Genomic DNA, 13,156 nt, shown 5'->3' on the forward strand with positions numbered 1-13,156 from the left:
GAAGTCTTTTGAGTACTTACCCATGAAAAACGCCCCATAAGGTTGGATAGGTGTCCAACATTTGGGGCGCAGTTCAACCCGTAGGAGCTAGCGATAGCTAGCGAACGGTTCAACGCCTATTCGCGAGCTGCGCCGCTACTACAGCTGCTTACCTGCCGGTGTTTCCATCTTCAGCGCGCCGCTGTCGAAGATGTTGAGCTTTTCCCGCAACTCCCGTGGCTGCACTGTAGGGTTTTGCTCTGCTACAGGTGTAGCCGTGGGTTGGGAAGCGGGTGCGGCGGCGCCAGATGGCGCAGGGGCCGTGGGCGCCGCAGGCGGCGTGGCGTCGCTCGGCGGCGGCTGTTCTCCTTCGATATCGCGCTGGGCCTTCTTGGTCAACACGATGATGTCAATCCGCCGGTTCACCGGGTTCAACGGATTCTTGCGGTCGAATAGCGACGACGAGCCATAACCCACCACCCGGGCGATTTGCCCCTCAGGATAGCTGCCGGTCACCAAGGCGCGCCGAGCCGCGTTGGCACGGTTGGCAGACAGCTCCCAGTTGCCAAAATCCGCGCTGGCCGCGTACGGCTTGGCATCGGTGTGGCCACTGATGCTGACTTTGTTGGGTACTTCCTTGATGGTGTCAGCCATGGCTAACAGTATGTCTTCGAAGTACGACTTGAGCCGCGCGCTGCCCAGGTCGAACATTGGCCGGTTCTCGGCGTCCATGATCTGGATACGCAGGCCGTCCTGAGTGATCTCGAACAGGATCTGGTCCTTGAATTTCTGCAGCTGCGGGTTCTCGTCGACCTTGTTCTGCAACTCTTGCAACAGCAGCTCGAGGCGGTCTTTCTCGATCTTCTCCGCAATATTCTCCGCCTCGTTCGGGGTGACCTGGCTTTCAGCCTCGGGCCTGGGCGGGGCGTCCTTTGTTTCCGGATTGAGGGTGTGGTCCGGCGCCAGCTGTGGCGAGCCGCCCAGGTCGATCACATAAGGTGAGCCGCTTTCAGTAAAGCCGATCGGGTCCTTGAAATAGCCGGCAATAGCCAGCTTCTGCTCGGGGGTGGCTTCAGACAACAGCCACAGCACCAGGAAGAACGCCATCATCGCGGTAGCGAAGTCGGCGAAGGCAATTTTCCAGGCACCCCCATGGTGCCCGCCGCCAAAGCGCTTTACGCGCTTGACGATGATCGGCTGATTATTTTCCATGGCTTAGCGACCGCGCACTGCTTGTTCAAGCTCGGCGAAGCTAGGGCGGTGTGCTGGGTACAGCACCTTGCGCCCGAACTCTACCGCCAGGGTAGGCGGCATGCCGGAAGCCGAGGCCACCAGCGAAGCCTTGATAGCCTCGAATACGTTCATTTCTTCCTTGGCGTCGTGGCCCAAGGTAGTGGACAGCGGGCCGAAGAACCCATAAGCGGCGAGAATACCGAAGAAGGTACCGACCAGGGCCGCGCCCACGTGACCACCGATGGCTGCCTTATCGCCGTCACCAAGGGAAGCCATCGTCACTACGATACCCAATACCGCGGCCACGATACCGAAACCTGGTAAGCCGTCGGCGATGCCCTGCACGGCATGGGAAGGGTGCTCAAGCTCTTCTTTCATGCTCAGCAATTCCATGTCGAACAGGCCTTCAAGCTCATGGGGTGCCATGTTGCCTGAAGACATGATACGCAAGTAATCGCAAATGAATGCAGTCATGCGGGCATCATTGAGCACCGCAGGGTACTTGGCGAAAATCGGGCTGGCGGCGGCATCTTCGATATCGCCTTCAATGGCCATCATGCCTTCACGGCGGCTCTTGTTGAGGATTTCATAGATCAACCCCAGCACTTCAAGGTAGAAGGCGTGGGTAAACCGAGACTTGAACATCTTCAAGGATTTCTTGAGGACGTGCATGGTCATGTAGCCTGGGTTGGCCTGCAAGAACGCGCCAAGGCAAGCGCCCCCGATGATCAACACCTCGTAAGGCTGGATCAAGGCCGCGATTTTCCCGTGGGAAAGGACGTACCCGCCGAGAACACTCGCGAATACGACGATGATGCCGATAATTTTAGCCATAGGTCAGGAACACTTCGAAACGTGGAAAAACTGGCGCGGGGCCGTTTCAATCTCTGCTTCTACCTATCGGCAGACCCGCGCCAGACTATAGTGACCATTCGTTAAAAACTAGTTGAGCGAGCGCGCTTCCTTATGTCAGTAGTCAGGCAGCAGAACATCGAGGCATGGGTTAAGTCATTGGGTAACGTACGTATTCCGGTGCCAAGGGCGAGCCACGAACGCGTATGCGCCGTACTCAACGATAGCCGTAGTTCGCTGCGAGACATTGCTGAATGCATGCAAGGCAGTCCGGCGTTGGTGCTTAACGTGATACGTGAAGCCAACCTGCAAGCCAGCAACGCCCTCGTGGAACCCGCCGAAAGCTTGGAGATAGCACTGAACCGCTTGGGCCTCAAGCGCATTGGCGAACTATTGGCACGTGTACCGGCCCTTGAGCCTGCCGCGATCCCGTTGCCGTTGCGCCAACTGCAATTAGTGAGCCAGCACGCGACCCAACAAGCCAGCGGCTTTTTCGCCGCCCGTCTGGCCAGGCTATGGCAGGAAATCCATTGGGGCAGCCTGCTGTTCCTCGCCCCGCTGTGGCCGCTGGCGATGACCGAGCCGAAGTTGTTCGAAGAGTGGGACCTGCGGGTGCTGCATAAAGGCGAGAACCCCGCCCAGGTGGAGCGCGAGCTATTTGGAGTGCGCATACTGGACCTGTGCATGGCGCTGGCCGAGTACTGGCGGCTGCCGGCCTGGGTGCTGCAGGGTTACCGCGCCCTTACACTGGAGCGCCGCGCCTTGGCCAGGAGCTTGCTGATCGCCCGGCACGACCAAGATCCCCTTGACCAGCAGCGCCAGCTCGACGCCAACCCCGACCTGTACCGCTGGCTGAGCCAGCCGGCCATGACCGTGCTGTTGGCCAATGGGCTGGCCCTGGCGTGCGAACAGGGCTGGTACACCCCCCATGTGCTGCGCTGGCAACAGCTGCTGGCCCTTTATACTCAGGCGCCGCTGGAACAGGTTCAGCAGCAGACCCACACCCTGGCGGTCCAAAGCGCCCATGCTCATGCCGATCCGGAGCTATGGCACCCGGCGGTCGCCTTGCCCTGGCCGGCCGGAGAGCGGCGACTGCACGCCGGGTTGCTACCTATGCCTGGCCCTAGCCCTCAAGCCCTGGCGCTATGGCGGCGGCACTGCGCCACACTGCTGGCCGAGCCCAGTGCGTTCAACAACGCTTTGCACCTTACCGGCGTAGCCGTTGAAGCCCTGCAGGCCTGCGGCATGCGCCGTATTGCCTTGCTAATGGTCGATAAAGCTCAGGCCAATCTGCGCGTGCATCAGATCGCCGGGCTACCGAAGGTCGCCTCCGAGCTAAGCATGGCCCTGGCTCACGCACCGTTGCTGCAGCGTTTGGTGGAGCGCCCAGGTCAATTGCGTTTGACGCCACAGAACAACGCTTCGCTGTCACGGCTGATCCCAGCCAGCCTGCGGGTAATGTTTCGCGGCGAGCATTTGCTGCTGCGCTCCATTGCCAGCCAAAATCGAGTGTTGATGCTGTTGCTGGCTGACCAAGGCGGCTTGCCCATGGCCGAGACCAGCGTGCAAGCCTTTACCAAAACTTCGCAGTGCATCGAGCGTGCGCTCGTGGCCTTCAGTAACCGCAGGCAGTAGTGGTTGCGTTACAATCTTGCTTTGATCAAACCGTGGAGCGTACTCATGGCTGATTTCTCCGGCCTTGGGCTGGTCATCGAACCCTCCGACCTAGTGCCTAGGCTGCACGCGCCGGGTGTGGTGGTGGTCGACCTCACCAGCCAGGCACGTTATAGCGCTGGGCATATACCCGGCGCCCGTTTCGTTGCACCGGCCCGCACTCAACTAGGTACCCCGCCAGCGCCTGGCCTGCTGCCCGATATCCAAGCGCTGCGTGAGCTGTTCGGCGAACTGGGCCATGGCCCGAACGTGACCTACGTGGTGTACGACGACGAAGGTGGTGGCTGGGCCGGTCGATTTATCTGGCTGCTGGACGTTATCGGCCACAGCCGCTATCACTACCTCAATGGCGGCCTGTTGGCCTGGCAGGCCGAGGGTCTTGAATTGAGTACCGATGTGCCCGCGCCGTTGTCGGGGGAGGCGTCCATTACTCTGCACGAAGGCCCAACCGCTACCCTCGATTACCTGCGCGAGCGCCTGGGCGCGCCAGACCTGGCCATCTGGGATGCCCGGGGGCCCTTGGAATACTCCGGGGAGAAACGCGTGGCGGCACGTGGCGGGCACATTCCCGGGGCGGTTAACTTCGAATGGACAGCAGGCATGGACCCCTCGCGCGCGTTGCGCTTGCGCCAGGACCTCCCGCAAGTGCTTGAAGCGCTAGGGATTACCCCCGATAAAGAAATTATCACTCACTGCCAGACCCACCACCGGTCTGGCTTCACTTATCTGGCCGCCAAGGCGCTGGGCTACCCGCGGGTCAAAGCCTATGCCGGGTCTTGGGGTGAGTGGGGCAATTCACCCGACACCCCTGTCGAAGTCTAAAGGGCTATCCATGAAAGATCGCTTGTTCATCCTCTCTCAGTATCTGCTGCCTCACCATTTGCTGTCGCGGCTGGCTGGCTGCGTGGCCGAGTGCCGCGCCCGCTGGTTGAAAAACGCCTTCACTACCTGGTTCGTGCGTCACTTCAACGTGGACATGAGCGAGGCCCAAGTCGAAGACCATACGGCTTACGAACACTTCAACGCCTTCTTCACCCGCGCCTTGAAGCCAGATGCACGCCCGCTGGACCCAACCCCAGGCGCCATCCTCTGCCCAGCCGACGGTGCCATTAGCCAGATGGGCCCAATCGAGCATGGCCGGGTTTTCCAGGCTAAAGGGCACAGCTTCAGCGTGCTGGAACTGTTGGGTGGCGATCCTGCCCTGGCAGCGCCTTTCATGGGTGGGCAGTTCTCCACCGTGTACCTGTCGCCTCGGGACTATCATCGGGTACATATGCCCTTGGCAGGCACTTTGCGAGAGATGATCTATGTTCCCGGGCGGATCTTCTCGGTGAATAAAACCACCGCCGAAAACGTGCCTGAACTGTTCGCTCGCAATGAGCGGGTGGTGTGCCTGTTCGATACCGAGCGTGGCCCCATGGCCATGGTGCTGGTAGGTGCAATGATCGTGGCCTCCATCGAAACCGTTTGGGCCGGCCTGGTCACTCCACCGAAACGCACGCTTAAAACCTGGCGCTACGACGAAACGGCGCGTGCGCCTATCCACTTGGAAAAAGGCGCTGAAATGGGCCGGTTCAAGCTGGGTTCGACCGTAATCATGCTGTTCGGGCCGGACCAGGTCACCTGGGGCCATACCCTGGCCGCGGTCTCTCCTGTACGGATGGGTCAGGCCCTGGGCATGCCGGCGACGCCCTCCTGATCTATTTTCCGCTGGGGTGCGACGTAATTGTGATGCTGGTAAAGTCCAATGAACAACGGCCCCACGGCCATGCGCGCTTCGGTCAACGTTGCGCGTGCTTCGGACGATGACCAGGAAGCACCGGATGCCTCGCCCTAGCCCTCACTTGTCGTTACGCGCTCCCACCCCGTCTCAGAACACGCTAACGTTCTGCGAGGCGAACCCGCGTGACCTCAAGCGTTGGATTTCGGCACTGCCCAAAGCGAACATTGGTGAAACCGCGCGCCTGCTCTACCAAGGCATGGCCGAACTGAACCAACTGGTCACCCCTACCGAAAACCGGCTGCAACTGCTGGAGCTGTTACGGCCAGAAGTGTATTACGTGTGCAAGCAGCTGGAGCGGCACTTTCTCAACCAGGCCATTGTGCTGGATGAGCGCGCGCGCAAAGTAGCCAACCTGTGCCAGGCGTTGCAAAACCATTTGGCCGCGGGCTACAAGATCATCGTGGTGCGGGTAGCAGCGGCCAGCCGCGAACATTCCACGGCCCTGGCCATTGCGACTCAACGGGCTATCCATTGCCTGTACGGCTCACTGGTAAGGGCCAGCCTACTCTACTGCCCGGTGCCCGAGCGGCTGTGGCTGGAACTGCACAATCTGTATCTGGTCGCGTGTGAGCACAAGGTTCAACACACGTCCGTGGCCGACGGCTTGGCACACAATGTAAAGGCTTTGACCTCAGAGCACGCCTATGTAGCGGCCTTGCTGATGGGCAGTTCACGCTGCAATCAGATGCGCCAAAGCGCTATCATGCGTTTGGCGGAGATGCTCGAAAGCTGGAGCTATCTAGCCCGTATACAACCTGCCCTGGCGGCTGGCAGCCTCTTCGCGGTAGCGCCTGCCGTAGATGGCCCACCCCGTTACAAGACGTTGTTCGAGGACGCTGAACTTCCAGACCTGCTCGGGCTAGATACCACCCTGCTCGCCCACAGCATCCGGGAGTACCTGGCAATGCCCGTGGAGCAGCGCCCCCAAGCGCGTCTGCCAGTACCGGCGGGTTTCAGTACCGACCTGCTGCAACATGTGGGCGCGGCCTGGGGTGACGTGGCCGAGCGCACATTCAATCGCACGCTTGGGCAGGGTAACCTCACGGTATGCATCGGCATGAGTGCCATGCATTACTACCTGGGTGGCGAACGAACTTTCGGTGAGCAATTGGGACTGCCGGGCAGCAGCACCTCGGCCCAATTCAGCGCCTTGGGCAGGCAGGGCGTGTGGGGCCCGGTGCTAGAAATCCCAGCCCTGGAAGAGATCGAATACCAACCGGGCTCGGCTAATCCTGGGCAGGCTCGGGAGTTTCCTACCTACAGCCTGCACATCGTCAATCACAGCCCCGGTGGCTATTGTCTGGCTTGGCGCAAAGAAGTGCCTTCGCAGTTGCAGGCCGGAGAGCTGGTGGGCATTCAGGATGCGCCTTCCCATGGCTGGAGCGTGGCGGTGGTGCGCTGGATACGCCAGGTGCGCGACGGTGGCACGCAGATGGGTATCGAGCTGATCGCGCCCCACGCCCGACCTTGCGGCCTACAGCTGGTGCGAGGCGATGACCCTCATAGCGAATACCTGCGCGGGCTGATGCTGCCTGAAATCCGTGCCATTGATATTCCCGCGACCCTGTTGGCGCCCCGGCTGCCTTTTCAGGAAGGCCACAAGCTGGTGCTCAACAACAACGGCGATGAACACCGGGCGCAGCTGTTGAAGCGGTTGGCCAATACCGGGAGTTTCAATCAGTTCGAGTACCGCCTGGCCGATCAGCCCCCGCCTCAAGCCACGCCCGCGGCCCCGGAAGCCACAGGGCGCGAGGAAGACTTCGATTCCCTATGGCGGGATTTGTAGTGTTGAATCTGGTCGCGAGCACGCTCGGCTGCTACGGGAACATACAGGCCACACTGTAGCAGCCTGGCTTGCCAGCGACGGGGCTTACGCGTGGAAGGTATATAGCATTCATTCGAATGCCAAGCGGCTATAACGGTTCAGCTGCCATTAAGCCAGCCTTTGCGTTGGGCTTGCGGGGTGTCAGACCTCGGGCCTAAGCTTGCTTACCCAAGAGAATATTTTCCCCGTGGCGCCGCAGGCGTCAATGCCGAGGTTTATCTATGTTTGACGTCGTCTCTTCGAGCAAATGGCCCGCTGGCTACATGATCAACCCTAATGTGGAGCCGCTCGATCCGAAGTGGCTAACGGAATTCAGCAAGATCCCCGCCGCTGCCGTGAGTGACTGCCTGGGGCGCAACGTCGGGGGCCTGGGGCTCAAGGCCTTCCACGGCAACAAACCCATGCTGGGCAGTGCCTTGACCGTGCGGGTACGCCCTGGCGACAACCTGATGATCCTCAAGGCCATGCAAATGGCCCGCCCAGGCGATGTGCTGGTCATCGATGGCAGCGCTGACCTCACTCGCGCGGTATTTGGCGGCATCATGCGCGCCATGGCGCTGAAGGCGGGCATCGCCGGTGTTGTCATCAACGGTGCTTTGCGTGACGTCGACGAATGGCAGACCGGTGAACTGCCGGTATATGCCATCGGTGCTGTACATCGTGGCCCTAGCACTGACGGCGGCGGCGAAATCAACGTCCCTATTTCCTGCGCAGGCATGCTGGTGATGCCTGGCGATCTGATGATTGGCGATGGCGATGGCGTGGTTGCCGCAGCGCGGGCGGAGCTGCCAGAACTGGTCCAGCGCTGCAATGACCTGCTTGCCCGCGAGCGCGCCACTTTAGAAGGGATTGCCAACGGTACCCTAGACCCGAAGCGCTTCGACGCCATTTTGCGTGCTAAAGGCTGCCCGGTCTGATCGAGGGTATCTGTTGCGACTTTCTTGGCCAAGGATGGTCACACGGTCGGGCCACGCGCTATCAGGTTTTTATAACCGCGGCTTGAACCTTCAAAATAAGGGACGCTATGGTTAGTCACGCCAATCTCGACCCCGCCACTGCCCGCTGGATTCCTTGGGTGGTCGCCATTGCTTTCTTCATGCAGTCCCTCGACGGGACCATCCTCAACACTGCTCTGCCTGCCATGGCCCGCGACTTGGCTGAAGACCCGCTGCGCATGCAGTCGGTGGTCATTGCCTACATGCTCACGGTTGCCTTATTGATCCCCGCGTCCGGCTGGGTAGCTGATCGCTTCGGAATCAAGCGGGTGTTTATGTACGCCATAGGCTTGTTTACCTTCGGGTCGCTGCTGTGCGCGGTGTCTTTTAGCCTGCCCATGCTGGTGGCGGCGCGGATTCTCCAAGGCCTTGGAGGCGCACTGCTACTGCCCGTAGGCCGGTTGGTGGTGTTGCGGGCTTATCCTCGCTCCGAGCTAGTGCGCATCCTCAGTTTCATCACCGTGCCAGGCCTGCTGGGGCCGCTGCTTGGGCCTACGATGGGCGGCTGGATGGTGGAATACCTTAGCTGGCACTGGATCTTTTTGATCAACCTGCCAGTAGGAGTTCTAGGCTGCGTGGCGGTGCGTCGGCTGTTGCCGGAGCTACCAAGCGGCGAGCGTACGCGCTTTGATGGCTTGGGCTTCGGGTTGTTTGGCGCAGCCATGGTATTGATCACAGTCGCCATGGAAGGCTTGGGCGAGCTCAACCTGCCCCATCTGCGGGTCATGCTGCTGTTGTTCGCAGGCATGGCATGCCTGGCGGCCTACTGGCTGCGGGCAGTTCACATGGAGGCGCCGCTATTTGCCGCCAGCCTGTTCAAAACCCGAAGCTTTGCGGTGGGCATCCTGGGCAACCTCTTCGCCCGCCTTGGCTCTGGCGCGCTGCCCTTCTTGGTGCCTCTGCTACTACAAGTGGGCATGGGCTATTCGCCTTCCCTCGCGGGTATGAGCATGATTCCGCTGGCGGCTGCGGCCATGTTGGCTAAATCTCTGGCGCGGCCGCTTATCGAGCGCTTCGGCTACCGTAAGCTGCTCACCGGCAACACCCTGGCATTAGGGGTGATGCTGGCCAGCCTGGGCCTGGTCAGCGCAGACACGCCCTACCCTTTGCTACTGGCCCACTTGGCGCTGCTAGGGGCGATCAACTCCATGCAGTTCACGGCCATGAACACGGTCACCTTGATCGACTTGAGCGACCATGAGGCCAGCAGTGGCAATAGCCTGCTTTCAGTGGTGGCGCAATTGTCCATGAGCCTCGGGGTTGCCTGCGCAGGGGCCTTGCTGGGTGGTTTCGAGGCTGCCATTGGCAAGGACGGCATCGAGAGCGTATTGGCAGCCTTCCAACTGACCTTCCTTACCATTGGCCTGATGGCAATGTTCGCCGCCACCATCTTCGTGCAACTTTCACCTGAAGTAGGCCGGCGCGCAGTTCGTCCGCCGCCTGGGCCAGACGCATAGGGAGATCGGCCTCGGGCTGCTAAACTGCGCAACATTTTTTTGCGCAGGACCCTGCCGTGACCGCCACCGCCTTCGAAACCTTGCCGCTGTCGCCAGCGATGCTCACCAACCTGGCATCGCTGGGCTACGCGCAAATGACGCCAATCCAGGCCCAAAGCCTGCCGGTGATCCTCGAGGGCTCGGACCTGATCGCCCAGGCCAGCACAGGTAGCGGCAAAACCGCCGCCTTCGGGGTGGGTCTGCTCAACCCTATCAACCCCCGTTACTTCGGCTGCCAAGCCCTGGTGTTGTGCCCAACCCGCGAGCTGGCCGACCAGGTGGCTAAGGAAATCCGCCGGCTGGCCCGCGCCGAAGACAACATCAAGGTGCTAACGCTCTGCGGCGGCGTACCTTTTGGGCCCCAAGTAGGCTCGCTGGAGCACGGCGCGCATATCATCGTCGGCACCCCAGGCCGGGTGCAGCAGCACCTGGACAAAGGCACACTGGTACTCAGCGGCCTTAATACCCTGGTACTGGACGAGGCTGACCGCATGCTGGACATGGGCTTCGTGGACGCTATCGCCGCCATCATCGAGCAAACCCCGAGCCGCCGCCAAACCCTGCTGTTTTCGGCAACCTACCCTAAAGGCATCGAAGCCCTGGCCTCGCGTTTTATGCGCAACCCGCGCACGGTCAAAGTCGCCGCGCTGCACAGTGACGTGAAGATCGAACAACGCTTCTATGAAGTGGACGCGGAACACCGCATGAGCGCGGTACTTAAGGTGCTAGGGCATTTTCGCCCGCAAAGCTGCGTAGCCTTTTGCTTTACACGCCAGCAATGCCAGGAACTGACTGACCTGTTGATTAGCAAAGGCATCAGCGCCAGCGCTTTGCATGGTGACATGGAGCAACGGGACCGGGACCAGGTGCTGGCCGTGTTCGCCAACCGCTCGACCACCGTGATGGTGGCTACCGACGTAGCCGCGCGGGGGATCGACATCGAGGCCCTGGACCTGGTGATTAATGTGGAGCTGGCGCGGGACGCGGAAATCCACATCCACCGCATTGGTCGCACGGGGCGTGCTGGCGAGAATGGCCTGGCCGTAAGCCTGGTAGCACCTGCCGAGGCTCACCGTGCCCAAGCCATTGAAACCTTGCAGAAGGCTCAGGTTAACTGGCGCCCCCTGGACGAACTGACCCACCGTGGCGAAGGCCCGCTGGTCCCTCCAATGGTCACACTGTGTATCGCCGGTGGCCGTAAGGACAAAGTGCGCCCTGGGGATATCTTGGGGGCCTTGACCGGCGACGCTGGCATTCCCGGCGCGCACGTAGGCAAGATCGCAATCTTCGATTACCAAGCGTTCGTGGCCGTTGAACGCGGCGTGGCCAAACAAGCGTTGGATCGGCTCAACAAGGGCAAGATCAAGGGCCGCTCGTTGAGGGTGCGCCTGCTGTGAACCCAGACGTTATCATCATCGGCGCAGGCGCCGCGGGGCTGATGTGCGCGGCCATCGCGGCAGCCCGTGGACGCAAGGTTCTGGTGCTGGACCACGCCAACAAAGCCGGCAAGAAGATCCTGATGTCCGGTGGCGGCCGCTGTAACTTCACCAATATGTACACAGAGCCGGCCAACTTTCTCTCGCAAAACCCGCACTTTTGTAAGTCCGCCCTGGCGCGTTACACCCAGTGGGATTTCATCGGCCTGGTGGCCAGCTATGGCGTGCCCTATCACGAGAAAAAGCTTGGGCAGTTGTTCTGCGATAACAAGGCCAGTGACATCCTTGGGCTGTTGCTGGCCGAGTGCGAGCGCACGGGTGCTGAAATACGTTTAAATACCAGCATTGAAGAAGTAACGCCTCTGCCCGAGGGCTACCGCTTGTTTACCAGCGGCGGTACGTTCGCCTGCCGCTCTCTGGTAGTAGCCACTGGGGGGCTATCCATTCCTACGCTGGGTGCCACTGGTTTCGGCTATCAACTAGCCAAACAATTTGGCCACACATTGCTCCCCACCCGTGCGGGCCTGGTGCCCTTCACCATCACCGACCAACTCAAGCTTTTATGCACTGAACTGTCGGGTACCTCGGTGGACTGCATCGCCAGTTGCAATGGGCAAAGCTTTCGCGAAAACCTGCTGTTCACCCACCGCGGGCTAAGCGGCCCAGCCATCTTGCAGGTGTCATCATTCTGGGCGCCCGGTGACACCATAACGCTCAACCTGCTACCTGAGCATAATCCGGTGGCCTGGCTACAAAGCCAGCAAGGTGAACGGCCAAACGCAGAGTTGCGCACGGTATTGGGCGACCTGTTTACCCGCAAAATGGCTCAATTGCTGTGCGACCAGTGGTTCGAGAGCCGCCCGATGAAGCAGTACACGCCTGGGCAGCTACAGGCCATTGCCAATCAATTGAGTGAATGGCAACTGATACCTGCGGGTACCGAAGGCTACCGCACCGCAGAAGTAACCCTGGGTGGCGTGGACACTAGAGAGGTGTCGTCCAAAACCATGGAATCCTTGAAAAGCCCTGGCCTGTATTTTATTGGCGAAGTGCTGGACGTGACCGGCCATCTGGGTGGGTTCAACTTCCAGTGGGCATGGGCCTCGGGGTATGTGGCGGGGCAGGTGTGTTGAGGGCCGGGCAGGCCAATAACTACCTACAAGCCGCTTGTGCCCTACCAATAATCAGGCTTGATTGCGGGCCGCTTACGAGTAGGAACACGGTCAGGTAGCTGGCTGGCCGCAAGCTCCTGCACGGTGATGACACGACGTATCCAGTGGGCGTAGTTTCGTAACGATCCTGGCGGTTCACGCTTTATCCCTTCCCGGTGAGGGAGGATGACGCCAATACGCATTTCAGGGAAATCTTCTCGCAAAGCTTTCAAGGCAGGAGCCATGTCAGTATCAGCCGATACGAGGACGATTTGCGCAATACGCGCTTCCGGTGTTGAGCCAGACTGCCGGGAAGCCAGTCTATACATGCCCAAAGCAATGTTGACGTCCGTTTCCTTTTCTTCCAGGCGCCAAATGTCGACTTGGTCCAAACGCGAGGCAGGCACCGATCTGCTTACATAACGAGGTGCCCTCGCAGGCTCAAGACGGTGTCTACCATAAACGACTTCAACACCTTTGGCAGTCAGAGCCCTTATATAGGTATCTTGGGCCTGCTTGGACGTAACACCCCTCGATGCAAGATCCGGCTTCACGCCAGAAGTAAAGAAAGTGATGGAAGCAACCTCACTGTTTGGCTGCTCGATGCGCAAAACCTTGCCAAGTAGCGAAGGTAGGTCCAACCATTTGTAGGATGTATGAGCCACGAGCCCATAAAACAAATTGTAGCCATCTACAAAGAAAGCAGTTCGCACGGACTCCAACCCCTAAAAA

11 protein-coding genes are annotated in these 13,156 nt (G+C 60.2%); 8 read left to right on the plus strand and 3 right to left on the minus strand.

Translation table 11 applies throughout. The features are described from left to right. Window positions 1–138 precede the first annotated feature (138 nt). Window positions 139–1,191: a flagellar motor protein MotB gene (motB, locus tag ACWKV4_RS18400; RefSeq protein ID WP_483833546.1), complete on the minus strand. Its 1,053-nt coding sequence runs from the start codon at window positions 1,189–1,191 to the stop codon at window positions 139–141. Between the two features lie 3 nt (window positions 1,192–1,194). Further along, window positions 1,195–2,046: a flagellar motor stator protein MotA gene (gene motA / locus ACWKV4_RS18405; protein ID WP_483833547.1), complete on the minus strand. Its 852-nt coding sequence runs from the start codon at window positions 2,044–2,046 to the stop codon at window positions 1,195–1,197. 132 nt (window positions 2,047–2,178) lie between these two features. Here motA and ACWKV4_RS18410 point away from each other — a divergent pair, with 132 nt between their 5' ends. The 8 genes from ACWKV4_RS18410 to ACWKV4_RS18445 all read left to right on the plus strand — a co-directional run bounded on the left by ACWKV4_RS18410 (window position 2,179) and on the right by ACWKV4_RS18445 (window position 12,406). Continuing rightward, window positions 2,179–3,699 carry an HDOD domain-containing protein gene (locus ACWKV4_RS18410; protein ID WP_483833548.1) on the plus strand — a complete coding sequence of 507 codons (1,521 nt, stop codon included), beginning with the start codon at window positions 2,179–2,181 and terminating at the stop codon, window positions 3,697–3,699. A 45-nt stretch (window positions 3,700–3,744) separates the two neighbouring features. Continuing rightward, window positions 3,745–4,560, plus strand: a complete 816-nt coding sequence (locus ACWKV4_RS18415; RefSeq protein WP_483833549.1) for a rhodanese-like domain-containing protein — start codon at window positions 3,745–3,747, stop codon at window positions 4,558–4,560. Between the two features lie 10 nt (window positions 4,561–4,570). Then, window positions 4,571–5,437 carry an archaetidylserine decarboxylase gene (asd, locus tag ACWKV4_RS18420; RefSeq protein WP_483833550.1) on the plus strand — a complete coding sequence of 289 codons (867 nt, stop codon included), beginning with the start codon at window positions 4,571–4,573 and terminating at the stop codon, window positions 5,435–5,437. 124 nt (window positions 5,438–5,561) lie between these two features. After that, window positions 5,562–7,307 (plus strand): molecular chaperone, encoded by a 1,746-nt coding sequence (locus tag ACWKV4_RS18425; RefSeq protein ID WP_483833551.1) that lies wholly within the window; start codon window positions 5,562–5,564, stop codon window positions 7,305–7,307. Between the two features lie 260 nt (window positions 7,308–7,567). After that, window positions 7,568–8,263 carry an RraA family protein gene (locus ACWKV4_RS18430; protein WP_483833552.1) on the plus strand — a complete coding sequence of 232 codons (696 nt, stop codon included), beginning with the start codon at window positions 7,568–7,570 and terminating at the stop codon, window positions 8,261–8,263. Between the two features lie 107 nt (window positions 8,264–8,370). Next, window positions 8,371–9,798, plus strand: coding sequence for a multidrug transporter subunit MdtD (gene mdtD / locus ACWKV4_RS18435; RefSeq protein ID WP_483833553.1), 1,428 nt, complete (start codon window positions 8,371–8,373; stop codon window positions 9,796–9,798). 56 nt (window positions 9,799–9,854) lie between these two features. After that, on the plus strand, window positions 9,855–11,234 hold the full coding sequence (gene dbpA / locus ACWKV4_RS18440) for an ATP-dependent RNA helicase DbpA (RefSeq protein WP_483833554.1): 1,380 nt from the start codon (window positions 9,855–9,857) through the stop codon (window positions 11,232–11,234). Then, window positions 11,231–12,406 (plus strand): BaiN/RdsA family NAD(P)/FAD-dependent oxidoreductase, encoded by a 1,176-nt coding sequence (locus tag ACWKV4_RS18445; RefSeq protein ID WP_483833555.1) that lies wholly within the window; start codon window positions 11,231–11,233, stop codon window positions 12,404–12,406. Before dbpA ends, ACWKV4_RS18445 begins: the two co-directional genes overlap by 4 nt. A gap of 41 nt (window positions 12,407–12,447) precedes the next feature. Here the strand turns inward: ACWKV4_RS18445 and ACWKV4_RS18450 are convergent, their stop codons facing one another. Next, window positions 12,448–13,137 carry an NYN domain-containing protein gene (locus ACWKV4_RS18450; RefSeq protein WP_483833556.1) on the minus strand — a complete coding sequence of 230 codons (690 nt, stop codon included), beginning with the start codon at window positions 13,135–13,137 and terminating at the stop codon, window positions 12,448–12,450. Between the last annotated feature and the right edge of the window lie 19 nt (window positions 13,138–13,156).

The organism is Pseudomonas artemisiae (assembly GCF_057128685.1).

What these genes read in the sequence shown, in the direction of transcription:
- motB (WP_483833546.1), bottom strand. Translation starts at nt 1,191, where the DNA reads ATGGAAAATAATCAGCCGATCATCGTCAAGCGCGTAAAGCGCTTTGGC.
- motA (WP_483833547.1), bottom strand. Translation starts at nt 2,046, where the DNA reads ATGGCTAAAATTATCGGCATCATCGTCGTATTCGCGAGTGTTCTCGGC.
- ACWKV4_RS18410 (WP_483833548.1), top strand. Translation starts at nt 2,179, where the DNA reads ATGTCAGTAGTCAGGCAGCAGAACATCGAGGCATGGGTTAAGTCATTG.
- ACWKV4_RS18415 (WP_483833549.1), top strand. Translation starts at nt 3,745, where the DNA reads ATGGCTGATTTCTCCGGCCTTGGGCTGGTCATCGAACCCTCCGACCTA.
- asd (WP_483833550.1), top strand. Translation starts at nt 4,571, where the DNA reads ATGAAAGATCGCTTGTTCATCCTCTCTCAGTATCTGCTGCCTCACCAT.
- ACWKV4_RS18425 (WP_483833551.1), top strand. Translation starts at nt 5,562, where the DNA reads ATGCCTCGCCCTAGCCCTCACTTGTCGTTACGCGCTCCCACCCCGTCT.
- ACWKV4_RS18430 (WP_483833552.1), top strand. Translation starts at nt 7,568, where the DNA reads ATGTTTGACGTCGTCTCTTCGAGCAAATGGCCCGCTGGCTACATGATC.
- mdtD (WP_483833553.1), top strand. Translation starts at nt 8,371, where the DNA reads ATGGTTAGTCACGCCAATCTCGACCCCGCCACTGCCCGCTGGATTCCT.